Annotated in this window: 27 protein-coding genes and 1 tRNA gene; 22 read left to right on the top strand and 6 right to left on the bottom strand. The window is 62.1% G+C overall.

What is annotated here, in order from left to right; genetic code table 11:
* On the top strand, positions 1–269 hold a 269-nt coding region (locus tag WCE35_RS14665), incomplete at its 5' end, for a hypothetical protein (RefSeq protein ID WP_424594062.1).
* Positions 230–991 carry an SDR family NAD(P)-dependent oxidoreductase gene (locus WCE35_RS14670; RefSeq protein WP_424594063.1) on the top strand — a complete coding sequence of 254 codons (762 nt, stop codon included), beginning with the start codon at positions 230–232 and terminating at the stop codon, positions 989–991. The genes WCE35_RS14665 and WCE35_RS14670, both read left to right, overlap by 40 nt.
* Before the next feature lie 172 nt (positions 992–1163).
* On the opposite strand, the gene WCE35_RS14675 is transcribed toward WCE35_RS14670, so the two are convergent.
* Together WCE35_RS14675 and WCE35_RS14680 are read right to left on the bottom strand one after the other, a co-directional pair.
* Positions 1164–1598 (bottom strand): CBS domain-containing protein, encoded by a 435-nt coding sequence (locus tag WCE35_RS14675; protein ID WP_424594064.1) that lies wholly within the window; start codon positions 1596–1598, stop codon positions 1164–1166.
* An 869-nt stretch (positions 1599–2467) separates the two neighbouring features.
* On the bottom strand, positions 2468–4075 hold the full coding sequence (locus WCE35_RS14680; protein ID WP_424594065.1) for a GMC family oxidoreductase: 1608 nt from the start codon (positions 4073–4075) through the stop codon (positions 2468–2470).
* Positions 4076–4359: 284 nt separating this feature from the next.
* On the opposite strand from WCE35_RS14680, the gene WCE35_RS14685 reads away from it, so the two are divergent.
* Positions 4360–4436, top strand: a tRNA-Met gene (locus WCE35_RS14685).
* Positions 4437–4628: 192 nt separating this feature from the next.
* Positions 4629–5057 (top strand): hypothetical protein, encoded by a 429-nt coding sequence (locus WCE35_RS14690; RefSeq protein ID WP_424594066.1) that lies wholly within the window; start codon positions 4629–4631, stop codon positions 5055–5057.
* A 37-nt stretch (positions 5058–5094) separates the two neighbouring features.
* Here WCE35_RS14690 and WCE35_RS14695 read toward each other — a convergent pair whose 3' ends face one another.
* Positions 5095–5784 (bottom strand): helix-turn-helix domain-containing protein, encoded by a 690-nt coding sequence (locus WCE35_RS14695; protein ID WP_424594067.1) that lies wholly within the window; start codon positions 5782–5784, stop codon positions 5095–5097.
* 390 nt (positions 5785–6174) lie between these two features.
* Between WCE35_RS14695 and WCE35_RS14700 the strand changes: the two genes are divergently transcribed.
* Entirely contained in the window at positions 6175–6942 is a 768-nt protein-coding gene (locus WCE35_RS14700; protein WP_424594068.1) for a Crp/Fnr family transcriptional regulator, read from the top strand.
* 76 nt (positions 6943–7018) lie between these two features.
* Here the strand turns inward: WCE35_RS14700 and WCE35_RS14705 are convergent, their stop codons facing one another.
* Positions 7019–7408 (bottom strand): hypothetical protein, encoded by a 390-nt coding sequence (locus tag WCE35_RS14705; protein WP_424594069.1) that lies wholly within the window; start codon positions 7406–7408, stop codon positions 7019–7021.
* Between the two features lie 182 nt (positions 7409–7590).
* Between WCE35_RS14705 and WCE35_RS14710 the strand changes: the two genes are divergently transcribed.
* The 9 genes from WCE35_RS14710 (at position 7591) to WCE35_RS14750 (ending at position 14825) form a co-directional block, all read left to right on the top strand.
* Entirely contained in the window at positions 7591–7764 is a 174-nt protein-coding gene (locus WCE35_RS14710; protein WP_424594070.1) for a hypothetical protein, read from the top strand.
* A gap of 62 nt (positions 7765–7826) precedes the next feature.
* Positions 7827–8402: a hypothetical protein gene (locus tag WCE35_RS14715; protein WP_424594071.1), complete on the top strand. Its 576-nt coding sequence runs from the start codon at positions 7827–7829 to the stop codon at positions 8400–8402.
* Between the two features lie 4 nt (positions 8403–8406).
* Positions 8407–10128 carry a cbb3-type cytochrome c oxidase subunit I gene (locus WCE35_RS14720; protein WP_424594072.1) on the top strand — a complete coding sequence of 574 codons (1722 nt, stop codon included), beginning with the start codon at positions 8407–8409 and terminating at the stop codon, positions 10126–10128.
* A gap of 29 nt (positions 10129–10157) precedes the next feature.
* Positions 10158–11030 carry a heme o synthase gene (gene cyoE, locus WCE35_RS14725; RefSeq protein ID WP_424594073.1) on the top strand — a complete coding sequence of 291 codons (873 nt, stop codon included), beginning with the start codon at positions 10158–10160 and terminating at the stop codon, positions 11028–11030.
* Positions 11027–11830 (top strand): SCO family protein, encoded by an 804-nt coding sequence (locus WCE35_RS14730; RefSeq protein ID WP_424594074.1) that lies wholly within the window; start codon positions 11027–11029, stop codon positions 11828–11830. Before cyoE ends, WCE35_RS14730 begins: the two co-directional genes overlap by 4 nt.
* Before the next feature lie 31 nt (positions 11831–11861).
* A complete protein-coding gene (locus WCE35_RS14735; RefSeq protein ID WP_424594075.1) occupies positions 11862–13457 on the top strand; it encodes a cytochrome b N-terminal domain-containing protein in 1596 nt (531 codons plus the stop codon).
* On the top strand, positions 13454–13957 hold the full coding sequence (locus tag WCE35_RS14740) for a hypothetical protein (RefSeq protein ID WP_424594076.1): 504 nt from the start codon (positions 13454–13456) through the stop codon (positions 13955–13957). The genes WCE35_RS14735 and WCE35_RS14740 overlap by 4 nt, the downstream gene beginning before the upstream one ends.
* Positions 13958–13967: 10 nt before the next feature.
* The gene (locus tag WCE35_RS14745; protein WP_424594077.1) at positions 13968–14372 is read left to right on the top strand and encodes a bacteriohemerythrin; all 405 of its coding nucleotides are present in this window, start codon (positions 13968–13970) and stop codon (positions 14370–14372) included.
* Between the two features lie 69 nt (positions 14373–14441).
* Positions 14442–14825 carry a c-type cytochrome gene (locus WCE35_RS14750; protein WP_424594078.1) on the top strand — a complete coding sequence of 128 codons (384 nt, stop codon included), beginning with the start codon at positions 14442–14444 and terminating at the stop codon, positions 14823–14825.
* A gap of 46 nt (positions 14826–14871) precedes the next feature.
* Here the strand turns inward: WCE35_RS14750 and WCE35_RS14755 are convergent, their stop codons facing one another.
* Complete coding sequence (locus WCE35_RS14755; protein WP_424594079.1) at positions 14872–15741, bottom strand: FAD:protein FMN transferase; 870 nt, start codon at positions 15739–15741, stop codon at positions 14872–14874.
* A gap of 112 nt (positions 15742–15853) precedes the next feature.
* A complete protein-coding gene (locus WCE35_RS14760; protein ID WP_424594080.1) occupies positions 15854–17944 on the bottom strand; it encodes a 4Fe-4S binding protein in 2091 nt (696 codons plus the stop codon).
* Between WCE35_RS14760 and WCE35_RS14765 the strand changes: the two genes are divergently transcribed.
* The 8 genes from WCE35_RS14765 to WCE35_RS14800 all read left to right on the top strand — a co-directional run bounded on the left by WCE35_RS14765 (position 17934) and on the right by WCE35_RS14800 (position 24178).
* Entirely contained in the window at positions 17934–18098 is a 165-nt protein-coding gene (locus WCE35_RS14765) for a hypothetical protein (protein ID WP_424594081.1), read from the top strand. The two genes, WCE35_RS14760 and WCE35_RS14765, sit on opposite strands and share 11 nt — an antisense overlap.
* Positions 18099–18130: 32 nt before the next feature.
* On the top strand, positions 18131–19915 hold the full coding sequence (locus WCE35_RS14770; RefSeq protein ID WP_424594082.1) for a cytochrome D1 domain-containing protein: 1785 nt from the start codon (positions 18131–18133) through the stop codon (positions 19913–19915).
* A 90-nt stretch (positions 19916–20005) separates the two neighbouring features.
* Positions 20006–20785: a uroporphyrinogen-III C-methyltransferase gene (gene cobA, locus WCE35_RS14775; RefSeq protein WP_424594083.1), complete on the top strand. Its 780-nt coding sequence runs from the start codon at positions 20006–20008 to the stop codon at positions 20783–20785.
* Complete coding sequence (locus WCE35_RS14780) at positions 20748–21086, top strand: c-type cytochrome (RefSeq protein WP_424594084.1); 339 nt, start codon at positions 20748–20750, stop codon at positions 21084–21086. The genes cobA and WCE35_RS14780 overlap by 38 nt, the downstream gene beginning before the upstream one ends.
* Positions 21083–22261 (top strand): cytochrome D1 domain-containing protein, encoded by a 1179-nt coding sequence (locus WCE35_RS14785; protein ID WP_424594085.1) that lies wholly within the window; start codon positions 21083–21085, stop codon positions 22259–22261. The genes WCE35_RS14780 and WCE35_RS14785 overlap by 4 nt, the downstream gene beginning before the upstream one ends.
* Positions 22258–23247, top strand: a complete 990-nt coding sequence (locus WCE35_RS14790; protein ID WP_424594086.1) for an Lrp/AsnC family transcriptional regulator — start codon at positions 22258–22260, stop codon at positions 23245–23247. Before WCE35_RS14785 ends, WCE35_RS14790 begins: the two co-directional genes overlap by 4 nt.
* Positions 23247–23699, top strand: a complete 453-nt coding sequence (locus WCE35_RS14795) for an Lrp/AsnC family transcriptional regulator (RefSeq protein ID WP_424594087.1) — start codon at positions 23247–23249, stop codon at positions 23697–23699. Before WCE35_RS14790 ends, WCE35_RS14795 begins: the two co-directional genes overlap by 1 nt.
* Positions 23696–24178 (top strand): AsnC family transcriptional regulator, encoded by a 483-nt coding sequence (locus WCE35_RS14800; RefSeq protein ID WP_424594088.1) that lies wholly within the window; start codon positions 23696–23698, stop codon positions 24176–24178. The genes WCE35_RS14795 and WCE35_RS14800 overlap by 4 nt, the downstream gene beginning before the upstream one ends.
* Positions 24179–24180: the final 2 nt, after the last annotated feature.

The raw sequence follows: 24180 nt of genomic DNA on the forward strand, positions 1-24180 counted from the left end.
GCGCAGGCGCGGCCCAGGCCCTTGCTCGATGCGCAGACGATGGCGCGGCGGTCTTTGATACCGAGATCCACTGTTTCACTCCCGTGTCAGCTGTTTTTTTCGAAGTTGGTGCGGCCACTGTAGCCAACATCGACGGCCCTGATAAGGCCCAAGGATTGCCGCAAAACCTTGCGCCGGCGGAAATCGCAGGTATCAATGCGCGCATATCGCGTGCCTTACGGAATCCGCCATGTCAGACCTGTTCGACGTCCGCCAGGAAACCATTTTGATCACCGGCGCCTCGCAGGGGCTCGGGCGGCAATTTGCCCGCGTGCTGTCGGCGCATGGCGCAGCCGTCGTGCTGGCGGCGCGCCAGACCGCCAAGCTCAAGAGCCTTGAAGCGGAGATCAAGGCCAAAGGCGGCCGCGCCGCCGCGGTGCAGATGGACGTGACCGACATCGCCTCGATCGGCAAGGCGATCGACGCCGCCGAAGCCGCCCTCGGCCCGATCAGCGTGCTCGTCAACAATGCCGGCATCGCGATCGAAAAATTGTCGACAGAGCAGACCGAGGCCGACTGGGATGCCGTGATCAACGCCAATCTCAAGGGCGCGTATTTCCTCGCCACCGAAATGGCGCGGCGGATGATCGCGCGCAAGCAGGAGGGCAACATCGTCAATATCGCCTCCGTGCTCGGCCTCGGCGTGATGAAGTTCCTCTCGCCCTACACCATCTCCAAGGCGGGCATCATCCAGGCCACCAAGGCGATGGCGCTGGAGCTTGCCGGCAACGGCATCCGCGTCAACGCCCTGGCGCCCGGTTATATCGACACCGAGATGAATCACGAATTCTGGTCGACCCCGGCGGGCGAGAAACTGACCAAACGGATTCCGCAGCGCCGGGTCGGTGCCGAATCCGATCTCGACGGCGCGATCCTGCTGCTGGCGTCCGGCGCCTCGCGCTACATGACCGGCAGCGTGGTGACGGTGGATGGCGGGTTTTTGCTGAACTGAAAATCGCAGAGCCGTAGCCCGGATGAGCGCAGCGATACCCGGGCGACAATCGATACCATGATTTTTCCGCGTCATTGCGAGCGCGAGCGAAGCAATCCACCGTTGCCGTATCACATTAATGCGCTGAGCTACGGCGGACGGGGTCGGCTCCAATCCGCCCTTCGAACTGATGTCACACGGCGCCGTGTATATAGTGCACCAGCTGATCGATGACGAATGTCTGATCGCTGATGATATCCTTCACCAAATCCCCAATGGAAATGATTCCCACGACTTTTCCCTGTTCGATAACGGGAAGATGACGCACGGCTTTTTCGGTCATGATGGCCATGCAGTCTTCCACGGATTGATCAGGTCGCGCAAAAACCACGTTCGTTTCCATGATGTCGCGGACCAGAGTCTTGGGTGATGCGCGGCCTTTCAACACCACGTTCCGGGCATAGTGGCGTTCGGTAATGATGCCGACGAGCTTGTCGCCCTCCATCACGGCCATAGAACCAATGTTCTTGTCCGCCATCTTTTTAATGGAATCATAAACAGTCTCGTCCGGGCGGACCGAAACCACCGCATGGCCCTTTTTATCGAGCAGTTGCTTGATGGTTGCCATGTGACGACCCTCGATATCGAACCTCGCCAGGACTTGCCTTGCCAGGACTTGCCTTGCCAGGACTTGCCGATGGCAAGATTTGCCAATGGCAGCATGACCAACAGAACACGTTGAACCGCTTCTTGTTCAGGCGGGAAGGGAAGCTTGCCCCCTCAGTGAAGGAAGCCGGGTAGAAAGCATGCTTGCTGTTGCGCCAGGAGCATTGATCTGGATCAATCTGAACTCAGCCGCGTTCCGTGAGGCGGAAGCCTCTGTGAGGTCGGCATAGGGCCTGTGTGGATGCGAGGGCTGCATGCTGCGACGGAGGTCCGTCATGTCCAGCCCCCACTTTCCAGCGATACCTGAAACCGTGTGGTCATGGCACCCGTTGCTGGTGTCAAGTCGGCGGAGGTTTTCGCAGACCCAACCGGGTTCGGCAAAGCCATTCAATTCGCCGATGACGGTGACAAGACGAATTCGTCGCCGGGGAGATCACGGCATAAGCCGTAAAGCCATTGCGCAGGGAATGCCGGATTGCCTCCGCTGAACCTGTATGCTCGTGTACGCTTTCTTTTGTGCACTTTGCACACGAGACCGCGGGTGCAGCGCGCACCCGGCATTCCCTGCTCCCTCTTTTCTTTCGAGGGGCGCGGCCCTGCATACCTCAGACGATCAGCGCCGCGAGAATGCGAAGGTATGTCTGCCGTCACTGCGAGGAGCACTTGCGACGAAGCAACCCATCCTTTCTTTACGTGGCGAACATGGATTGCGTCGTCGCAAGTGCTCCTCGCAATGACGGTGCTGGCGGACAGTCAAAATTGCGCAACGCGCTTTTGCGCGTGCCTACCGTTTCGCTCGCCGCGACGCACCGGAAACCTTCGGCATTCCAATCAGCCCGTCCGCAGCTCCGCCTTGATCATATCGGCGGCCTTCTCGCCGATCATGATAGTTGGCGCATTGGTGTTGCCGCCGATCAGCGTCGGCATGATCGAGGCGTCGACCACGCGCAGGCCTTCCAGCCCATGGACTTTCAGCTTCGGGTCGACCACGGCCATCGGGTCGTTGACGCCCATCTTGCAGGTGCCGACCGGGTGATACACGGTATCGACGCGGGCGCGCAACACGCTGCGGATATCGTCGTCGGTGCGCACGCCTTCGGTGAACATGTCCTTCTTCTGCAGCGCGCGGAGCGCCGGCGTCTCCATCAGCCGCCGTGTGGTCTTGAAGCCCGCGACCATGGTTTCGAGATCGGCAGGATCGCCGAAAAAATTCGGATCGATGCGCGGCGCCGCGAACGGATCGGCGCTGCCGAGCGAAACATTGCCGCGGCTGTTCGGCCGCAGCAGGCAGACATGGCAGGTGAAGCCGGTGCCTGTATGGCGCTTGCGGCCGTGATCGTCGGCCAGCGCCATGCCGAAATGCAGCTGGATGTCGGGTATCTCGAGGTCGGGCCGGGTTTTCAGAAAACCGCCGCATTCGGCGAAATTCGAGGTCATCGGCCCGCGGCGTTCGCGCCGATACTGGCCGATGGCTCGCAGCAGCCGCGGAATGGCCTTGAGCGAGAGGCCGTTGAAATTCGGATTGTCCGACAGGTAGCCGAACACGAAATCGGGATGGTCCTGCAGGTTCTGTCCGACCCCGGGCAGATGATGCACGCTTTCGATGCCGTGCTTTCCGAGCGCGGCGCCGTCGCCTATGCCCGACAGCATCAGGAGCTGCGGGGTCTGGAATGCGCCGGAGGAAACGATCACCTCGCGCCGCGCGCGGATCTGCTTCAGCTCCCTGCGCTGCCGGTACTCGACGCCGACCGCGCGCTTGCCTTCGAACAGGATGCGGGTCGCCTGCGCGAAAGTTTCGACACGCAAATTGGCGCGGCTATCCATATGCGGATGGATGTAGGCGCGCGCCGCGCTCCAGCGCTCGCCGTTCCTCTGCGTCACCTGATAGGTGCCGAGCCCCTCATGGTCCTCGGCGTTGAAATCTTCCCGAAGACGAAACTGTGCTTGCTGCGCCGCCTGCAGAAAGGTCTGCTGCACCGGATTGTCGGTGCGCAGTTTGTTGACGGCGAGCGGGCCGTCCTTGCCGTGGTACTCGCCGCCGAAATCGGCGTTGTCTTCCGCGCGCTTGAAGTAGGGCAGCACGTCGGAGAAGGACCAGCCGGTGTTGCCGAGCGAGGCCCACTGATCGTAGTCGCTGCGGTGGCCGCGGATATAGACCATGGCATTGATCGCGGACGATCCGCCGAGCCCCTTGCCGCGCGGCTGATAGCCGATGCGGCCGTTGAGGCCGGCCTGCGGCACGGTGTTGAACGCCCAGTTGTTGACCGGGCCAGCCACCATCAGCACCAGCGCGAACGGCGTCGTGACCACCCAATTGTCGTTCTTGCCCCCGGCATCGAGCAGCGCCACCGACGTCCTGGGATCTTCCGAAAGCCGCCCCGCCACCGCGCAGCCGCCGGAGCCGCCGCCCACCACCACGAAATCGAATGTATCGCTCACGCGCGCTCCCCTGAGTTAGCCTGGCTGTTGCGTTCATTGCGAGCAGGAGGTTCGGCCGGGCCGATTGCGGTCCAAAAAACCACGTTTTGGGCGCCACAAAAACCTGAAAAACCGGCCTTTTGCCCTTCCCAAGGCGGTGCCTGGTTGATACATACGCCTCGCGCCCGTTGGCTTCGGCCCGGGTTGCCTTCTCAGGAAGCCTCCAGACGGGATCGATCGGCGCCAAAAAGCGCGGACCGGGTCCGTTGCGGCAACGGTTTTCTCAAAGGCGCGCAAAGGTTTAACGCGGGGTGGAGCAGCCCGGTAGCTCGTCAGGCTCATAACCTGAAGGTCATAGGTTCAAATCCTATCCCCGCAACCACTTTTGTTATAACTCACTCACCGTCCCGGTCTTACCGCCGGGACGGCTTTGGCTTTTATGAGGAACGCAGCGGCGGGGCGACGGAGCAGGTTGGCTGCGGGCAAGTGTGACCGGGTCCATCGAGAATAACAGGCGGGCATTTGGTCTCGACAAAGCATCCAGAGACTGGCCGTTGCGCGCGCGGTTCATGTCGTGGCGATCGTTCACTGGATCGGCGGGCTTCTGTTCGTCACGCTCGTCATCCTGCCGAGTTTGCTTGAGACTGAAGCGTCGCGCCGCCTCGCGCTATTCGATGCACTCGAACGCCGTTTCGCCACGCAGGCGCGCACGACGCTTCTCGTCGGCGTGTCAGGTTTCTACATGCTGTATACCTATGAGCATTGGGGACGGATCGCTGACCCACGCTTCTGGTGGCTCGACGCGATGTTCGGTCTGTGGACGATTTTCGCCATCATGCTCTTCGTCGCCGAACCGCTGTTCTTACACGCGTGGTTTGATGCGCGCGCCCAACGTGATCCCGACGGCACTTTCCGTCTGGCGTTGTGCGGACATCTGGTCGTGAGTTTGCTCGCCGTCGTAACCGTGCCGGGCGCAGTCGGCGGTACACATGGATTGTTCTGATCGCAAGAGGCGGACGTTGTCTGGATGACGGCGGTGATCACGATTGCCCGGGGTCGATTCCGGCGAGTTGACGAAATTTTTCCAGATTTGTGATACGGAGCTTCCGTTCCTCCATGTGAACGCCGGACTTTTCCAGGCGGGCGAGATTCCGCGACAGGGTTTCGGGGGCCATTCCCAGCCGCGAGGCAAGCAGCGACTTGCCATAAGGCAGATCGATCGAGATTGCGTATTCGGCTTCGCGAATGGCCGCCACAACCCAATCTTTAAGACGTTCGAATGTCGTTTCTGTGCGCAGGCTGACCAGCTCCCGCAGCATGATGCTCTGAGTGAATGTCAGATCGTCAACGATAAACTGCCTGAACGTTCCATCGGTACTGAACATCCGTCGGACGACGACGGCTGGAATGCTTAGAATTGAACACGATTCGATCGCGCGTGCAGAAACGGGGAGTCGAGTTCCGTTCAAGACAAAGGCGGTGTTGAGACAGGCCAGCGACTCCACGATTAGGAAAGTTATTTCCCGCCCGTCCCCTGATTGAAAAAGTTGGACAACGCCGTTACCCAGCACAAGGAGCGAATTCGGGATCGTGTCACTCTTGAACAATATCGTCTTCGCTGGAACGACTTCGAATGCCGAATTGCGGCACAAACGGTCGACGGTGTAGGATGAAAGCGATGCGAAGAACCGCTCAAATCCGTTATCAAGTGCGCTTGCCAGAGGTCGCATACCTTGATCGGCGCTCCCTGCGATGCAGGCCCAAGCAGTTTAGCCTCAGTCTATGATTTGGCGCCGATTCAATTCCTTGATCATGGTCAAGCGCGCCCAGGCTTTTGCAATGCGCTCCGTCAGTGGATATCATAACGAATTTGTCGACGATGCGCGGGGCAGGTGCCGCCGGCCTCCGGGCAATGGCCGACATATCCGCATCGTAGATACGGCAGTCATCCGGCCTGCCCGCACGGCGAGCATCCCGCAATTGTCAGCCCTGTCCAGGGTTGGGACAGGCTCCAAAAAATGAGGCGGCGCCTCCAAACACTTGATTTAAGTCAAGACACCACGCATGGTATCGATCAAATTTGCCGACAGTGCACGCGACGGAAACGTCAGGAGCAAACCGTGACTCCGACGCCTGATGATTTGAAGGTCGCCTCACAGATAGCCGTGCTCAGCGGCCTCAATCCGCGGACCGTGCAAACCCTTCTCGCGCAGGCTACCGTCATAGCTCTCGAATCTGGCCAGACCCTGTTTCGGCAGGGCGAGACCGCGGCGGCGTTTTTCATCGTCATCGAAGGCTGGGTCAAGCTATATCGGATCACCCCGGCCGGCGACGAAGCCGTTCTCAACGTCTTCGCCAAAGGCGAAAGTTTCGCCGAAGCAGTCGCCTTCACGTCCGGTCGTTATCCGGCCGCCGCCTCGGCCGCCACCGATGCCCGGATCCTCCAGATTCCCGCCTGCCACGTTGTATGCTGCATCCGCGAGATGCCCGATATCGCGATTGCGATGATCGCTTCGACATCGCAGCATCTGCATCGATTGGTCCAGCGCGTCGAGCAGCTTACGGCGCAGAGCGCCCTGCAGAGAGTGGCGGAATTCCTCACCTCCCTTTGCTCGTGCGAGGATGGCCCCTGTACCGTTTCGCTGCCCTATGACAAATCGTTGATCGCCGGGCGGCTTGGGCTCCAGCCAGAATCGCTTTCTCGGGCTTTTGCAAAACTTCGATCGGCGGGCGTGGATGTTCGCGCGTCGGATGTAATCGTGGGCGATGTCGCGCGGCTTCGAGTTCTCATCGCCAGCGATCGAATCAGGGCGCGCGGCATGCCGGCGAGAACTATGGAGTCCCGTGCTAACGAGGGGCGGCCCGGAGGATCGCATCGATCCATTTAAAGAGGAATTGGCATCTAAAGAGGAATTGGCATCGTTTCGGGGCGAATATCGAAAGCCGACTTTTCCAAGCCGATACTTAGCGCAGGAATGATTTGATCCTGGGCAATATGTTAGCGCGCCATTGCGCCGCTCCGTACTGCTTTTCCACGATTTCGTCATCCGAGATGACCAGCCATAGCGGCACCCCGTCGCTGCGCTGCAAACGTTTCCTGTAGATACGGATTTCATCCGGCCAGTTTTCGTCGTTCAATACGTCCTGGAGATGCGGCGACTTGACCTCGCGGTAGGTAATGCGCGCGAAATCTTGCGATGCGAAAAAGGCGGTTCCTTCTCCGCTTTTCCATGCCCGACAAGGCGCGCAATCTTCGGCGCCAACATAAAGCAGCATGATGTTTGGAGCGGCAGCGGGCCTGCCGGGGCGCTGCCTCCACGCCGCTATCGCGACCGCTGCGACAGCAACGACCACTCCCAGACGATAGAGCCCAGGTCCAATCGGCCAGAAGCGGTATCCGGTCCGAGCCGCAGGCTGCCTTTCCATCATAGTGAACTATTTCTGTTGCGAACCCTCGTATCCTTGACCGCGGTCAAGGATGCAACTCGCATAAGGGATAAATTTACCCGTCCTTATCGAACGCCGAAGGTGCCGCCATGTCGCCGATTGAAGAGGCTTCGCCAAAACAAGCGAGTTCCGAGCGCATGCCGACGATGCAGCGGATTCTCGATAGTCCGTTCCTGTTGTTGTTTCTCGGCGTGACGCTACCGACGGTGCTCTATCTGATCTGGGGCGTGATGGAAATCGCGTCGGTCCCCCTGGCGAAATGAAGACTGCAAGCCGCACCCACCCCGCGCAAATGCGCGAATCTTTATGAGAAGGGGAGATCGACATGGCCGCGACACCGCCCAAACAGCGAATTTGGTGGAACGAGCCTATCGAGAGAGTCGAACTGGTTTGGATCGTACTCGCCTTTCTGTGGGGCCTGTTCATGTTCGGTTTTATGATCGTCTGGCATTTTATCGGTCAGCAAAATCTCAGCAAGGAAGCCTACCGCATTGCACCGTCGGCCTTTGAGGCGAAGGTCGACGAGTTCGCCAAGAAGTTCCAGGTCCGCGAAGAGCAGGGCATACCGGTGGTCAAGCCCAAAGCCGGGGCCGATGTCTATCTGCTCGGCCGGCTGTGGCAGTGGTGGCCGATTCTCGAGCTGGAGAAGGGCGTCAGTTACCGGATCCATATTTCGTCGATCGACTGGATGCATGGCTTCTCACTGCAGCCCACCAACATCAACATTTCAGTTCACCCGGGCTACGAGCACGTGATTTCACTGACGCCGACCCAGAGCGGCGAGTTCGGCATCATCTGCAACGAGTTTTGCGGGATCGGTCATCACACCATGACCGGAAAGATTTACGTCACGGACCAGAAACGCGCCGAGGCCGAACAGCGCCTCGCTGGGGGGAGGTAGGCTCATGACCGCAGAAACCGTCATCGGTGCCGTCCCTGCGCAGGCAGAGTTCCGCACCTGTCAATATACCGGCCTCAAGGTCGATACCGCGGCGCAGGCGCTGATCAAGGCAAATGCCGTAGCCGCGGTGGTGTTTCTCGCCATCGGCGGGCTGATGGGCCTGCTGGTTGCGTTGACGCGCTGGCCGGCGGTGCATCTGCTCCCGGCCGACTGGTTCTACCTGATCCTGACCGGGCACGGGGCCAACGTGCTGCTGTTCTGGATCATCTTCTTCGAAATCGCGGTGCTCTATTTCGCGTCCGCCATCCTGCTCAATTCGCGGCTGGCGGCGCCAAAGCTTGCCTGGCTCGGTTTCGTCCTCATGGTGGTCGGCGCGATCGCCACGAACGTGGCGGTGCTGCAGGGCGATTCCAGCGTGATGTTCACATCCTATCCGCCGATGAAGGCCCAGCCGCATTTCTATCTCGGCCTGATCCTGTTCGCGGTCGGCGCGCTGATTGGCTGCGCGATCTTCTTCGCGACGCTCGTCATCGCCAAGGAGGAAAAAACCTATGAGGGCTCGATTCCGCTGGTGACCTTCGGCGCGCTCACCGCCGCCATCATCGCGGTGTTCACGATCGCCTCGGGCGCGATCATCCTGGTCCCGACCTGGCTGTGGTCGCTCGGCCTGATCAACGACATCGATCCCCTGATGTACAAGGTGGTGTGGTGGGCGATGGGCCATTCCTCGCAGCAGATCAACGTCTCGGCGCATGTATCGCTCTGGTACCTGACCGCAGCACTTCTGGTCGGCGCCAAGCCGTTGAGCGAGAAGGTGAGCCGTACCGCCTTCTTCATGTACATCCTGTTCCTGCAGCTCGCCTCGGCGCACCATCTGCTGGCCGATCCTGCGCTGGATGCGAGCTGGAAGATCGTCAACACCAGCTACATGATGTATCTGGCCGTGCTCGGCTCGATGGTTCACGGCCTGACCGTGCCGGGAGCGATCGAAGCGGCGCAGCGCAAGAACGGCTATAATCGCGGCGTGTTCGAATGGCTGCGCAAGGCGCCGTGGGGTCATCCGGCCTTCGCCGGAATGTTCCTGTCGCTGGTGTTCTTCGGCTTCATCGGCGGCATCTCCGGCGTCGTGCTGGGCACCGAACAGCTCAACGTGCTGATGCACAATACGATCTACGTGCCCGGCCACTTTCACGGCACCGTGGTGGCTGGGACGACGCTCGCCTTCATGGGCGCGACCTATCTCGTACTGCCGCTGGTGTTCGAGCGCGAAATCCTCTTTCCGAAGCTCGCCAAGATCCAGCCCTATCTGTTCGGGATCGGCGCCGCCGGCATCTCGCTGTTCATGATGGGGGCCGGCACGCTCGGCGTCGCGCGCCGGCATTGGGACATCACCTTCAGCGACGCCAATCTGTCATTCGCTCACTCCGCCGGCGCGTTCCTGATGATGGGCCTCAACGGCATCTTCGCGATCATCGCTGCGCTCGGCGGCATCATCTTCATACTGGTCGTCGTGGGCACGGTATTCTTCGGCGAGAAGATCAAGGCCGGTCACAAATTGACCTTCCCGCTGCACGCCGGAGGCGGCGCGGCAGCTTCGCACTATGGCAGCGAGAAGACACCAAAACTTCCGGGCACGGTGATTTTGGTCGCGATCTTCTTTGTCTGCTTCGTCCTCTACTACTTCATCAACTGGAAATATCTGTCGGAACTCTGGCTGTTCCGCTGATCGCCGTCGATACTCAGGGAGGAAATCACATGCGCGCCGCAGTCGGGATGACGATCTCGCTCCTGAAGCTCAGGATCGGAGTCGCGATTGCGGCAAGCGCACTGGCCGGAATCGCGGTCGCGAGCGGCCCGGCGTTGGCGTGGTGGCAAATCATCGGGCTCGCTTTGGCTGTCCTGGGCGCTTCCGGAGCGGCAGGCGCCTTCAACCATTACTACGAACGCGATCTCGACCGGCTGATGCGGCGTACCCGCGCCCGCCCGTTCGCCAGCGGAACGTTCAAGCCGAGTCCGTGGTGGCTGGTCGGATTTGTCGGACTGCTCGCAGCCTCGCTCGGGCTGGCGTCGGTGACCGCAGGCAACGTGGCGGCGGGCTACGTCTTCCTCGGCGCGTTCACCTACGGCATCCTCTACACGGTGTGGCTGAAGCGCCGCAGCACATGGAACATCGTAATTGGTGGTCTTGCCGGAAGTTTCGCCGTTCTGGCAGGAGCTGCGGCCGTCGACCCGTCGCCGCAGGTGATCCCGACCGCGCTGGCGGTGGCGCTGTTCCTGTGGACGCCCCCGCACTTCTGGAGCCTCGCGGCAGCCAAGGGCCAGGACTACGCCAACGCCGGCATTCCGATGTTGCCGGTGGTTGTTCCGGCCTATGCTTGGACATTGGCGATTCTAGTCCATTCGGTCGCGCTCGCCGCAGTTTCGCTGGTGCCGCTGTGGTTTGGCGAAGGGCTGCTTTATGGGCTCGGCGCCGGAATTGGCGGCAGCTATTTCGTCTGGAAGAGCGTGAAGCTGTATCGCGTCCCCTCCAAGGAGAATGCGATGGCGAACTTCTTCGCTTCGCTGGTGCAACTGGCGCTCTTGATCGCCGGGGCGCTGCTCGCCAGCGCCGTCAGGCATTGGTTATGACCAGGGGCTGCGTTGCGGCATGTGCGGCGACCGCGCTCGCTTGTGTGTTGGTCGCGCCGGTTTCCGCCGCGCCCGCGTCGCCGCAGCTCGATCCCGCCGCGACGGTCGCCAAGGGAACGCTGGCGCTTGGACGCGCCCTCGGCAGCTACACGCTGGTCGACATGAACGGCGCGCTATTGGCGCTGCGCGACTACCGCGGCAAGCCGCTGGTGATCAGCCTGGTCTACACGGCCTGCAGTTCGGCTTGCCCGCCGACCACCCAGCATGTCATCGACGCCGTGAACGAGGCGGGACGGATGATCGGACTGGACCGCTTCAACGTGCTCACGGTCGGCTTCGACGCGCGCAACGATACGCCGGCGCGGCTGACCCAGTTCGCATCGATCCAGGGTATCAAATCGCCGAACTGGCGGGTGGCCAGCGCCGATCCCGCGACCATCGAAGCGCTGCTGGGCGACCTCGGCTTCAGCTACCGCGCGGTAGCCGGCGGCTTCGATCATTTGACGCAGACCACGGTCGTCGACCGCGAGGGCCGGATCTACCGCCACGTCTATGGCGAGGAATTTCCGCTGCAGATGTTCATGGAGCCGCTCAAAGACGTCGTCTACGGCACCACGACCTCGTTCACGTTCCGCGGAATCGTGGACCGCATCAAGTTCATCTGCACCGCCTACGATCCCGGCTCCGGCCGCTACCGTATCGATTTCGGGCTGGTGTTCGGCGGCGTGATCGCGGCATTCTCCCTCCTCGTCATGGGCGCCCTCATTCTGCGGGAATGGTTTCGCTCGGCGCACGCGTGAGCGGCCGGGGCCGGATGAAACGGAGAGCAATGTGATCGGCGCCATCCGCGGCGTGCTTCGGGCAGGCTTTTCGTTGATCGAGCGGCCGTTCGAGCGCCTGTTCACGCCGCAGCTCAATCCGCTCGCGCAGCTCGGCGCGCTCGGTTTCTTTTTCTTCTGGATCGTCGCGGTGAGCGGGATCTACCTGTTTATCTTCTTCGATACCGGCATCGAGCGGGCCTATCAATCGGTCGAACATATGACCCAGGTCTACTGGTTTCATGCCGGCGTGATGCGCAGCTTTCATCGCTATGCGTCGGATCTGATGGTCGTGATGGTGGTGGTGCATCTGCTGCGTGAATTCTCGCTCGATCATTATCGCGGTGTTCGATGGTTCTCCTGGATCACCGGCCTGCCGATCATCTGGCTGCTCTACGCCTCGGGCATTACCGGCTACTGGCTGGTCTGGGACAAGCTTGCCCAGTATGTCGCCATCGTCTCGTCGGAGCTGCTGGACTGGCTTCCGATTTTCGGGGAGCCGATTGCGCGCAATTTCATTTCCACCGGTACGCTCACCAGCCGCTTCTTCTCGCTGATGGTGTTCATGCATGTGGCGGTGCCGCTGTTCCTGCTCTTCATCATGTGGATCCATATCATCCGCATCTCACGGCCGAAGATGAACCCGCCGCGGACGCTCGCGCTGCTGTCGCTGGCGGCATTGCTCGCGGTATCGATCTGGAAGCCCGCGCTGTCGCAGGGCCACGCCGATCTGGCTAAGGTGCCAGCCGAGGTCGGTCTCGACTGGCTCTATCTGCCGCTCTATCCCCTGACCAACATCTGGGGCAACGGCGCGGTCTGGGCCTTTCTCGGCGCGTTCTCGCTGATGATCGCGCTGATGCCATGGCTGCCGCCGCTACGGCGGGTGAAGCCGGCGCAGATCGATCTTGAGCATTGCAATGGCTGCGCGCGATGTGCCGAGGATTGCCCTTACGAAGCCATCCGCATGGTGCGTCGCACCGACGGCATGCCGTTTCCGACCCAGGCGGAGGTCAATCCGTCGCTGTGCGTGTCCTGCGGCATCTGCGTCGGCGCTTGCCCTTCCTCGACGCCGTTCCGCCGCTCGGAGGATCTCAAGACCGGTATAGATCTGCCCGACTATTCGCTGAAGGAATTGCGCGAGCGGGTCATCGCCGCCGCCGGTACGTTGACCAAGCCGGGGCGCGTGCTGGTGCTCGCCTGCGAACACGGCGCCGCCGGCGGACGCCTCGATGGAACGGTCGTCATGCCCTGTGTCGCGATGATGCCGCCGTCGCTGATCGACTTCGTCCTCAGCCGCGACCTCGCCGACGGCGTGGTGGTCGCGGGCTGCGCGGAGAGCGCCTGCTACAACCGCCTCGGTATCCAATGGACCGAGCAGCGCTTTGCCGGGCAGCGCGATCCCTATTTGCGCGCGCGGGTTCCGCGCGACCGGATTGCCACGATCTGGGCCTCCGCGCTCGAGGTGACCAAAGCCCAATCCGCCATCGCGTCATTCGCTGCCACTATTGCCCGCCTGCCGCCGCTGCGTCTGCGGTCTCCGCTGGCGACCAGCATCGCGTCCCGCCCCGGCAAGAATCGTGAACCCGCCGAAGTGAAGGGGGATTCATGACGAAGGTACTGAGGCTCGCAGGCCAGTTCGTGGTCATTGCCGCGCTGTTCGCCGGCGTGGCGTGGCTGTCCGACCGGCCGGTCTATCGGCAGATCCCCGAGGGTTCCGGCATGATGATGCTGACCTTCGTGCATGGCGCGGACCGCAAGGGGGAATGCCGCAGGCTGACCCCGGAGGAAATCGCCAAGCTGGCGCCGAACATGCGCCGGGTGCAGGATTGCCCGCGGGTACGCCGGTCCCTCTATGTCGAACTCGATATCGACGGCCGCAAGATCTATGCTGCGGAGCTGCCGCCGACCGGGATTGCCGGCGATGGCCCGTCGCGGGTCTATCAGCGCTTCGTGATGCCGGCCGGAAAATACGATGTCGCCGTGCGCATGCGAGACACCGCGCGCGCCGACGGTTTCGATCACGAGCGTCACGGTACCGTGGATTTCGCACCGAGCCAGATGTTCATCATCGACTACCGGCCGGAGAGCGGCGAGTTCATCTTTCGCTGAGGACGGGATCATGGGCCTGCTGCATTGGGAGAAACGTTACAGCGTCGGAATTGCCGCTGTCGATCACGAGCATAGGGAGCTCATCGAACTCATCAATCGTCTGTACGACGAGGCAACGTCGCGCGGATCGAAGGACGCGGTTCTCGATTTCTTCGGCGACCTGTTCAAGGCAATCTCGGCTCATTTTGCGCTCGAGGAGCGTTTCATGCGAGAGCGTGGTTACAACCAACTGATCCAGCACAAGAATGATCATGAGCGTCTGCTGGACGAAATCCGCGACATCATGGAAGATTTTGAAGCCGGCGCCGGGGTCAACGAACAACTGCTCGCGCAAAGACTTGATGCGTGGTTCTCCCGGCATTTCGAGACTCATGACGCGAGGTTGCACAAGGCGCTTGGGGCGCATCCCGAGTGAAAAACGGTTTTTCGGAGTCCGGCCAGGTCAAATCGAGTACAACACATCCAGCAGAAGGAGACGATGACGATGAAACGGCTTTTGACCGCAGTTGCGATCTCGATCGTATCGGTGGGCGGTGCAGGTGCGCAGGACGTGGCAGCCGGCGCAACCTCGTTCAAAAAGTGCGCCGCTTGTCACGATGTGGGTCCGACCGCGAAAAACAAGGTTGGTCCGTTGCTGAACGGCCTGGATGGCCGCAAATCCGGGGCGATGGCCGGATACAATTATTCCGATGGGAACAAGGGTTCCGGCATCACGTGGAACGAGGAATCGTTCCTGGACTACATCAAGGATCCCAAGGCCAAGATCCCCAACACCAAGATGACGTTCGCCGGCATCAAGAATGAGAGCGAGGCGAAGAGTCTCTGGGCCTACCTCAAGCAGTACGACGCAGACGGCAAGACCAAGTAGCTGGGCGGCGCCGGCCGTCTTCCGGGTCGGTCGCGGCAGATGGATTTCAGTCTACGGTCCCATCGACCGGAGGCGAAATCCATCGCAGTTCGCGTCCATCATGGTCGGTAGCCCATATGACGGTTCCCGCAAAGCGCGGGACCAGAGCTTCGATTTCATCGCTCGAAGCGATGTAGAGGGCTGTCGACAGTGCGTCGGCGACGGCCGCGGAGCGATGATGCACCGTGATTTTCTTCCAATGTGCGGCGCTGCGGCCGCTGCGCGGATCGAAAATATGATGCGCTGCCCCGGACGCACCGAGCACGCAGCCTGAGCCTTCCGATGTCGCAAGTGCGCCGCCGGTCAGTGCGAACGGCGCGGAATTGGCGCGGGCGACCAGCCACGGCGCGCCGCCCTGGCGCGGACCGACCGCGCGCTGTTCTCCGAGGTCGACGAGTACATGCCGCAAGCCCTGTGAATACAGCAGGTCTGCGACCCGGTCGGTCACATAACCCTGGCCCAGACCATTGAGCGTGAGGCGCTGATCCGCTCCGGTACGGATGGTGTCGGGCTCGAGCAGGATCCGGCGCCAGTCGACCGCTGCACGCGTTTTGGCGATAATCCCGTCGGGGGGCAGGCCGGCATCGGGCGTCGCGGCAAACCAATCGACATGAGCTTCCCAGAGCGCCTGGACGGTCGGATCGAACAGGCCCCCGCTGCGGCCGGCGATGTCGAGCGCCAGCGCCAGCGCGCGGCGCATGTCGCCGCTCGGCGAATGCAGCACCTTGTCACGGTTCAGGCACCGCAATTCCGAGTCGGCCCGGAACAGACTCAGTGCATCTTCGAGACGATCGATTTCTGCCGCCGCGGCGGCGATCGCGCTTCGGGCGGCGTTCGATTCTACCCCGTTGAACAGGATGGTGGCGTCTGCGCCCATCGCAACGCCGCGCCATGCGTAGTCGGCCTCTTCGGGCCGGGCAGGGCCGCTGGTCACGGCGCTGGCGGCAGCGGCTGCGAAAATCGTGATGACGCGGCGGCGCGTCGGAGCGTCAGGTCGCATCGCCGGTTCCTTTCGATCGCACGCTTGCGGTGTTCGGCACCGCCGCGGCCGCGAGCGGCTGGCGCCGCGCCGCGCGCTTCTTAAGATGCAGGCAAACGTCATGGTCGAAGTAGTTTGCCTGGCATTTCAGGCAGTAGATGCATTCGTTGGGATTGATCTGCCCGAGCGGATGGATCGCCTGAACGGTGCAGCTCCGCGCGCAGACATGGCATTCCGAGCCGCATTCCCGGTAGCGCTTGAGCCATTCGAACATTCGCATGCGCGCCGGGATAGCCAGTGCCGCGCCGAGCGGGCAGAGGTAGCGGCAGTAGAACCGTTCGATGAACAGCCCGGCGAACAGCAGGATTCCCGCGTAGAGCACGAACGGCCACTCGCGCAGGAATTTCATCGTGATCGCGGTCTTGAAAGGCTCGACCTCGGCGAACTGGAACGCGGTGATGATCGAGCGTAGCGAGATCGCGAGGATGCCGACGAAGGCCACATATTTGATCATCCAGAGCCGCTCGTGCAGCCCGAAGGGAATTTCGATCTGCTTGATGCCGAGTCGCCGTGCGAGATGGTTCGTAAGTTCCTGCAGCGTCCCGAACGGGCAGAGCCAGCCGCAGAATACGCCGCGTCCCCAGAACAGCATGCTGATCGCGACGAAGCTCCAGAGCAGGAACACCATGGGGTCGAGCAGAAACAGCTCCCAGCGGAATCCGGACAGCAAGGCATGAATGAAGGTCAGGACATTGACGACTGACAACTGCGCGTTGGCGATCAGGCCAAGGAAAACGAAAGTCAGCAGCAGATAGCCGGTGCGCAGCCGATAATAGAAGCGGCCGTGCGCGGTCACCGTATCCTGGAAGATCAGGATGCCGCCGAGCACGGCAAGCATCGCCCCGAGCATCGCTATTTCGTAGCTTCGGGCCCACCAGATATCCTGCCATAGCGGCGCCTGGCCGGCCGCGGATTGCGCGGCCTTGTCGGGCAGTGCCGTTGCCGGCGCAACCACCGGCGCGACCAGATAGCGGTCGGGGATGCGGTAATCCAGCGAGACCACCGCCGGGCCAGCCGCGGCTGCCGGGGTGCCGAGATCGAGATCGAGCCGGAACGGCTTGGTCGAATCGAAGCCGCTCGCCCGCGCGATGCGAAACACCGCGATCTCGCGCAGTTCGGGCGCGCCCGCCGCCCGCAGCGCCTCGACCGGCGTATGGTCGGCGGGCCTCAGGCGGATGGCGCGGCCGCCCTGAATGATTTCGATGCGGTTGAACGAATCGGACCGCCGCCATTCGGTACCCTTGAAGGAATAGAGTCCGGTCGCGCCGATCAGGACGAGATCGTCCTCGGGACCGATCCTGGCCAGTTCGCTCTCGTAGATCCGCTGCCCCAGCAGGCTTTCGCCGATCGGCGGCGGGGTGGCGAGCGTCAGCCAGAGATCGATGAACGGCTTGTCCGGTTCGTTGTCCTTGGTGCCGAGCATTTTGGCCGCGTCACCGCGCAAGACCAGCAACCGTTGCACCGCGCCCTCGGCGAGCAGAGATTGCCAGGAAGACCGGCGCAGGGTTTCGCGGTCGAGCCGCGCCACATTTTCCGCCGCAGCGCCTCGGCTGCGCCATATCACCCGTGCCGAGCGGACGATGGCATCGCGAATGACGGTGCTGGTGATGGTGGCGCCCGCCACCGCGTGCGGGCCGCGCGCGAGGTCGCTGGTTTGCTTGAGCCCGGCGCCGGCGCGGATATCGAATCCCTTGAAGCCCGCCACATAGGCGACGAGCGCCTCGCGCGGAATACCGATGACGAGAATCGGCTCTTCATGCGCCACGATCTGGGCGCCGGCAATGATGCCCTCGGGCGTGACCGCGGCGACGATATCGAGTGGGCGGCCGGCATAGCCGACCGAACCGGAAACCTCGTAGGTCGAGAAAGCGTAGCCCAGGATATGGCCGTCGGAGGCGCGGACGGTTGCGGCCGGTGGAGTGCCCTGCGGCTGCTCAATCGCCGAAAAATTGTCCGGTGGAAAAAATTGCTTGGCAATTCCGAGGTCGGCGGCTTGGGCGCCGCTCGCCGTCAGTACCATCGAAGCGAAAATGCGCGACATCCAGCGCGCTATGGAGAGCCTGCTCACGATGACGTTGCTTCGCATGGGTTTGGATGGGCCGTTTTTGGCCAGGGCAGCATTGAGCTATGTCAAACTGCGTCAAACCGCGTCCTTGACCGCGGTCAAGGAAACGCTGCCTCAGCTTGGGGCATAAGCTGAGCATCGAACTTCACGCGGAGGGATGCGATGCGACGTCACGCTTATGTGCTTGCAATGCTCACAGGCGGCATCACAGCCGCGAGTATCTTCTACCTTGGCCCGATGGCGGTGGGATACGCGCAACAACAGCCCGCCAAGCCCGCTCCTGCCGATATTCAACAGCATAAAACGACGCCCGGCGGTCAATATCAGCCGAGTTTGGAAGTGCTTGGTGAAAAGGCAACCGAGCAGCCGGGCGCGAAGCCCGGCGAGCCGGTCCTCACAAAGGCTGAATTCGACAAGGCGAATCAGATCTATTTTGAACGCTGCGCGGGCTGTCACGGCGTGCTGCGCAAAGGCGCGACCGGAAAACCGCTGACGCCCGACCTCACCAAGAAGCTCGGTTTCGACTATCTGCGCGATTTCATCACTTACGGATCTCCCGGCGGAATGCCGAACTGGGGCACCTCGGGCGACCTTCAGAAGGACGACATCGAGTTGATGGCGCGCTATCTGCTCAACGAGCCGGCGCAGCCGCCTGAATTTGGCCTCAAGGAAATGAAGGAGAGCTGGAAAGTCCTGGTGCCCGTCGCGCAGCGGCCGACCAAGCAAATGAACAAGCTCGACATCGATAACCTGTTCGCAGTGACGCTGCGCGACGCGGGCGAAGTCGCGCTGGTCGACGGCGCCACCAAGAAGATCGAGCTCATCCTGAAGACGGGTTACGCGGTGCACATCTCGCGGATGTCGGCCTCCGGGCGGTATCTGTTCACGGTGGGTCGCGATTCCAAGATCAACCTGGTCGATCTCTGGATGGATCCGCCGCAAACCGTGGCCGAACTCAAGGTCGGTTCCGAAGCGCGCTCGATCGAGACGTCGAAGTTCAAGGGTTACGAGGACAAGTATGCGATCGCCGGTGCTTACTGGCCTCCGCAATACGTGATCATGGATGGCGCAACGCTCGAGCCACTCAAGATCGAGTCAACGCGCGGAATGACCTACGACACCCAGGAATATCACCCGGAACCGCGCGTCGCCTCGATCGTGGCTTCGCACTTCAACCCGGAATTCGTCGTCAATATCAAGGAAACCGGACATATCCTTCTGGTCAACTACAAAGACGTGAAAAACCTCAAGGTGACGGAGATTGAGGCCGAGCGCTTCCTGCATGACGGCGGTTTCGACAAGACCGGTCGCTACTTCCTGGTGGCGGCGAACGCTCGTCATAAGATCGCGATCGTCGATACCAAGGAAGACAAGCTGGTCAGCGTGATCGAATCGGGCGGCCAGACCCCGCATCCCGGACGCGGCGCCAATCTGCTGCATCCGAAATACGGTCCGGTCTGGGCGACCAGCCATCTCGGCAGCGAGACGATCTCCTTCATCGGCACAGACCCCGAAAAGCACAAAGCGAATGCGTGGAAGGTCGTGCAGAAGGTCGACGGCCAGGGCGGCGGGTCGCTGTTCATCAAGACCCATCCGAAGTCGGATAACCTCTACGTCGATACGCCGCTCAATACCGACGCCGAAATCTCCTCTTCGGTCGCGGTGTTCAAGATCAAGGATCTCGCCAAGGACAAGCCCGAATACAAGGTGCTTCCGATCGGCCAATGGTCCGGGATTTCGGAAGGCGCGCGCCGCGTCGTGCAGGGCGAGTACAACAAGGACGGCACCGAAGTCTGGTTCTCGGTCTGGAACAACAAGGCCCAGGAATCGGCGATCGTCGTGGTCGATGACAAGACCCTGACCCTGAAGACGGTCATCCGCGACAAGCGGCTGGTGACGCCGACCGGCAAGTTCAACGTCCATAACACGCGCAACGACGTCTATTGAGGACCTGAAGACGAAGACAGTGAGACGGCGCGGCAAGCAGGATTACCGCGCCGCCTTGACCCAACAAGTCAAAGCCGGGCGGAGCGCGCCATGAGCGTTGGAAAAGTCTACCTGGTCGGGGCCGGCCCGGGCGATCCGGAACTGCTCACCTTGAAGGCGGCGCGGGTGATCAGGGAGGCGGACGTCGTCGTCTACGATCGCCTCGTGCCCGACAGCATCCTCGCCACGATCGGGGATGGCGCGGCCCGGATCAACGTCGGCAAGCAGGCAAGCTTCCATCCGGTGCCGCAGGAAGAAATCAACGAGATGCTGGTGCGGCTCGGCCGGGCCGGCCGGACCGTGGTGCGGCTGAAGGGCGGCGACCCCTTCATTTTCGGCCGCGGTTCCGAGGAGGCGGCCGAACTCGAGCGCGCCGGGATCCCCTATGAGGTCATTCCCGGCATCACCGCGGCGCAGGGCTGCGCCGCGTCGCTGCGAATTCCGCTGACCCATCGAGGGTTTGCGACCGGGGTGCGCTACGTCACCGGGCATCGCAAGGCGAACGAGCCGCTGGATCTGGACTGGGCGAACCTGGCAGACCCGGAGACGACGCTCGTCGTTTACATGGGGCTGGCCAATATCGAGGAGATCGCCGGAAATCTCATCGCCAACGGATTGTCGCCGGACACCCCGGTTGTTGCGGTGTGTCAAGGCACGACCCTTCAGGAGCAGCGAATATGCACTTGGCTCGCAGCACTTCCAGCGGTGGCCCGGGAGGCAGGCTTTGCCGGTCCTGTTCTGTTCATCATCGGTCGGGTCGCAGCGATCGCCATGCAGCGCAATGAGCACAACGATGCAACGGACGCCCGCGCGATCTCGGTTGTGGCCTAACGCGGCATTGGCGCTGATCGCGACGATGGCGCCGGCCTCGGCCGGCGAGGCTGCGCCCGATCCGGTCAAACTGGCCAATCTGGTGCGGCAGGACTGCGGTTCATGTCACGGGCTGACCTTGAAGGGCGGGCTCGGAAAGCCCCTGACCGTCGAGCAACTCGGGCCGTGGGATCGCGACCAGCTCGTCCACATCATTCTCGATGGCATACCGGGTACGCCGATGCCGCCGTGGCGTCCGCTGCTCTCCGAGCTCGATGCGCGCTGGATCGCCGACCGGCTCAAGCAAGGAAATTTGCCATGATCGTCGTCGCGCGATGTCTTGCTGTTCTGTTGTTGCTTGCGATGCCGTCTATCGGGCTTGCCGACGGACTGCGCGGCACCGGCAACCTCGGCCTCGTGATCGAGCGTGCGACGGGCTCGGTGCTGATCGTCGATACCAGCGCCCGGCAAACGATCGGCCGAGTCGAGGGCGTCGGCGATCTCTCGCATGCCTCGGTCGTGTTCTCGCCGGATCAGCGCTACGGCTATGTCTTCGGACGCGATGGCGGACTGACCAGGATCGACCTGCTCACGGCGACCATCGCCGGGCGCGTGGTCCAGGCGGGCAATTCGATCGGAGGCGCCATTTCCGACGATGGCGAGCTGATCGCGGTTTCCAACTACGAGCCGGGCGGGGTGCGCGTGTTCGACGCCAGGACGCTGGCACAGGTGGCGGACATTCCCGCCACGGGCGCCGACGGCCAGGCCTCGAAAACCGTGGGCCTCGTCGATCTGCCGGGCCGCCGCTTCGCCTATGCGCTCTACGATGCCGGCGAAATCTGGATCGCCGATCTTTCAAAGGTCGAGACCCCGGCGATCACCAGGCTGACCGGGGTCGGCAAGCTGCCCTATGACGGCAACGTCACGCCGGACGGCCGGCATTATCTGGCCGGCCTGTTCGGCGAGGATGGCGTGGTGCATGTCGACATGTGGCAGTCGCCGCTGAAGGCCGAGCGCATCCTCGACCATTATGGCCACGGCGAGGAGCCGCTGCCGGTCTACAAGATGCCGCATCTCGAAGGCTGGGCGGCGATCGGCGACAGGCTGTTGCTGCCGGCGGTCGGCCGCCACGAGCTGATCGCGGTGGATACGCGCAGCTTCACCGAGGCCGGCCGCGTGGCCACCCACGGCCAGCCCGTGTTCGCGGTGGCGCGCCCCGATGGCCGCCATGTCTGGGTCAATTTCGCCCATCCGCTCAACGACACCATCGACATCGTCGATACCCTGACACTGAAGGTGATCCATCGCTTCGCGCCGGGACCTGCGGTGCTGCACATGGAATTCACGCCGCGCGGCAACGAGGTCTGGGTCTCGCTGCGCGACGCCGACCGCGTCGATATCTACGACGCTGCGACCTTTGCGAAGAAGGGGCAGATACCAGCGCAAAAGCCATCCGGCATTTTCTTCACCGCACGTGCAACGAGGATTGGACAATGAGCCCGGATCCCGCCGAACTGACACTGGTCGATCGCTGGCAGCACAATTTCCCGCTGGTCGACAAACCCTTCGAGGTCGTCGGCCGTTCCGCTGCGCTCAATGAACGCGAAACCATCGGGGTCTTTCGGCGCCTGCACGAGATCGGGGTGATCTCGCGCATCGGCGCGGTGGTCCGGCCGAACACTGTCGGCGCCAGCACGCTGGCGGCGCTGCAGGTTCCCCCCGAGCGGCTGGAAGAGGTGGCGGCGATCGTCAGCCGCGAGCCGCTGGTCACCCATAATTACGAGCGGACGCATGCGCTGAATCTCTGGTTCGTGATCGCGGGCACGGATGCTAGCGCGATTGCCGTGGCGATCCAGCGCATCAGGCATAAGACCGGGCTCGACGTGATCGATTTGCCGATGCTCCGAGCTTACCACCTTGGTCTCGGCTTTCCGCTCGGCGCCGCGCGTCCGCAGAGGCGGGAAGCAGCCGGCCCGCGCGGCGACTATCGTCCCGATTCGCGAGATCGCAACATCCTTGCCGCAATCGAAGACGGCCTGCCGTTGGTCGAGCAGCCTTACCGGGCGGTTGCCGCGCAACTCGATCTCGATCAAGCTGACGTCATCGGCCGGCTGGACCATCTAACTGCCGCCGGCATCGTGACGCGCTTCGGCTGTGTCGTGCGCCATGACAAGCTCGGATACCATGCCAACGCCATGGCGGTGTGGGACGTGCCGGATGACATGGTCGATGCCGTCGCAGCCAGTTTCACGCGCAATCCGAACGTCACCTTGTGCTACCGGCGGCCGCGCCGTCTCCCGCACTGGCCCTACAACATTTTTTGCATGGTTCACGCCAAGTCCCGGCATGACGCTTACGCGGTCATCGACGAAATCAATCTCCTGGCCGATACCGGCTTGAACAAGCAGGCGGTGCTGTTTTCGACGCGTTGCTTCAAGCAACGCGGCGCTGTCTTCTCTAATTCCAGACAAGGGTCGAACTGATGCCGGTCATCGATCCGACGGGGAAAGCGATCATCAACGGCCTGCAAGGCGGATTTCCGTTAACGCGGCGGCCTTTTCGCGACGCAGGGGCGGAACTTGGATTGAGTGAAGACGAACTGATCGAAGGCGTCCGCGATCTGGTTGAGGCGGGACAATTAAGCCGCTTCGGTCCACTGTGGAATGCGGAATTGCTCGGTGGCGGCGTCTGTCTTGCAGCTGTCGCTGTGCCACCCGAGCGGTTCGATGAAGTAGCGGACCAGGTCAACGCCCATCCCGAAATTGCGCATAACTACGAGCGCACCCACGCGCTGAATATGTGGTTCGTCGTGTCCGCGGAAGACCCCCGGCAAATTGCCCGGGTGTTAACTGAAATCGAGTCGGAAACCGGTCTCGCGGTCCTTGCCATGCCCAAGGTGAGTGAGTTTTTCGTCGGCTTCCGCGTGGAGGTGTGAAGTTGCTTGATTCCGTCGACCGCAGGATCGTTGCGGCTACTCAGGCTGGCCTTCCCCTGGTGCGCGAGCCATATCGGGCGATCGCCGAGCAGGTTGGCATCGACGAGGCAGCCGTCATCGCCCGGCTGAAGCGGTTGCTTGATGAGGGTGCCATCCGGCGAATTGGCGCCATCCCCAATCATTACGCGCTTGGTTTCACGGCTAACGGCATGTCGGTGTGGGACGTGGCGGACGATGCCGTTGCCGGCATCGGCGCGAAGATAGGCGCGCTCGACGAGGTCACGCATTGCTATCAGCGTCCGCGCCATCTGCCGCTGTGGCCCTATAACCTGTTCGCCATGGTGCACGGCCATACGCGGGAGGAGGTCAGGGGCAAGGTCGCCCAAATCGCGGAACTGATCGGTACTGCCGCGCGCTCGCATGACATCCTGTTCTCAACCCGGATCTTGAAAAAGACCGGATTGCGCATCGCCGCGTGAAC

It is taken from the genome of Bradyrhizobium sp., from assembly GCF_049691595.1.
Lineage (GTDB): Bacteria > Pseudomonadota > Alphaproteobacteria > Rhizobiales > Xanthobacteraceae > Bradyrhizobium.

Coding starts and splice junctions, on each gene's coding strand:
- WCE35_RS14755 (WP_424594079.1), bottom strand. CDS start 15,741: ATGGGCGCAGACGCCACCATCCTGTTCAACGGGGTAGAATCGAACGCC.
- WCE35_RS14785 (WP_424594085.1), top strand. CDS start 21,083: ATGATCGTCGTCGCGCGATGTCTTGCTGTTCTGTTGTTGCTTGCGATG.
- WCE35_RS14745 (WP_424594077.1), top strand. CDS start 13,968: ATGGGCCTGCTGCATTGGGAGAAACGTTACAGCGTCGGAATTGCCGCT.
- WCE35_RS14695 (WP_424594067.1), bottom strand. CDS start 5,784: ATGCGACCTCTGGCAAGCGCACTTGATAACGGATTTGAGCGGTTCTTC.
- cyoE (WP_424594073.1), top strand. CDS start 10,158: ATGCGCGCCGCAGTCGGGATGACGATCTCGCTCCTGAAGCTCAGGATC.
- WCE35_RS14720 (WP_424594072.1), top strand. CDS start 8,407: ATGACCGCAGAAACCGTCATCGGTGCCGTCCCTGCGCAGGCAGAGTTC.
- WCE35_RS14740 (WP_424594076.1), top strand. CDS start 13,454: ATGACGAAGGTACTGAGGCTCGCAGGCCAGTTCGTGGTCATTGCCGCG.
- WCE35_RS14790 (WP_424594086.1), top strand. CDS start 22,258: ATGAGCCCGGATCCCGCCGAACTGACACTGGTCGATCGCTGGCAGCAC.
- WCE35_RS14765 (WP_424594081.1), top strand. CDS start 17,934: ATGCGCGACATCCAGCGCGCTATGGAGAGCCTGCTCACGATGACGTTG.
- WCE35_RS14730 (WP_424594074.1), top strand. CDS start 11,027: ATGACCAGGGGCTGCGTTGCGGCATGTGCGGCGACCGCGCTCGCTTGT.
- WCE35_RS14715 (WP_424594071.1), top strand. CDS start 7,827: ATGGCCGCGACACCGCCCAAACAGCGAATTTGGTGGAACGAGCCTATC.
- WCE35_RS14670 (WP_424594063.1), top strand. CDS start 230: ATGTCAGACCTGTTCGACGTCCGCCAGGAAACCATTTTGATCACCGGC.
- WCE35_RS14780 (WP_424594084.1), top strand. CDS start 20,748: ATGCAACGGACGCCCGCGCGATCTCGGTTGTGGCCTAACGCGGCATTG.
- WCE35_RS14770 (WP_424594082.1), top strand. CDS start 18,131: ATGCGACGTCACGCTTATGTGCTTGCAATGCTCACAGGCGGCATCACA.
- WCE35_RS14750 (WP_424594078.1), top strand. CDS start 14,442: ATGAAACGGCTTTTGACCGCAGTTGCGATCTCGATCGTATCGGTGGGC.
- WCE35_RS14760 (WP_424594080.1), bottom strand. CDS start 17,944: ATGTCGCGCATTTTCGCTTCGATGGTACTGACGGCGAGCGGCGCCCAA.
- WCE35_RS14710 (WP_424594070.1), top strand. CDS start 7,591: ATGTCGCCGATTGAAGAGGCTTCGCCAAAACAAGCGAGTTCCGAGCGC.
- cobA (WP_424594083.1), top strand. CDS start 20,006: ATGAGCGTTGGAAAAGTCTACCTGGTCGGGGCCGGCCCGGGCGATCCG.
- WCE35_RS14795 (WP_424594087.1), top strand. CDS start 23,247: ATGCCGGTCATCGATCCGACGGGGAAAGCGATCATCAACGGCCTGCAA.
- WCE35_RS14675 (WP_424594064.1), bottom strand. CDS start 1,598: ATGGCAACCATCAAGCAACTGCTCGATAAAAAGGGCCATGCGGTGGTT.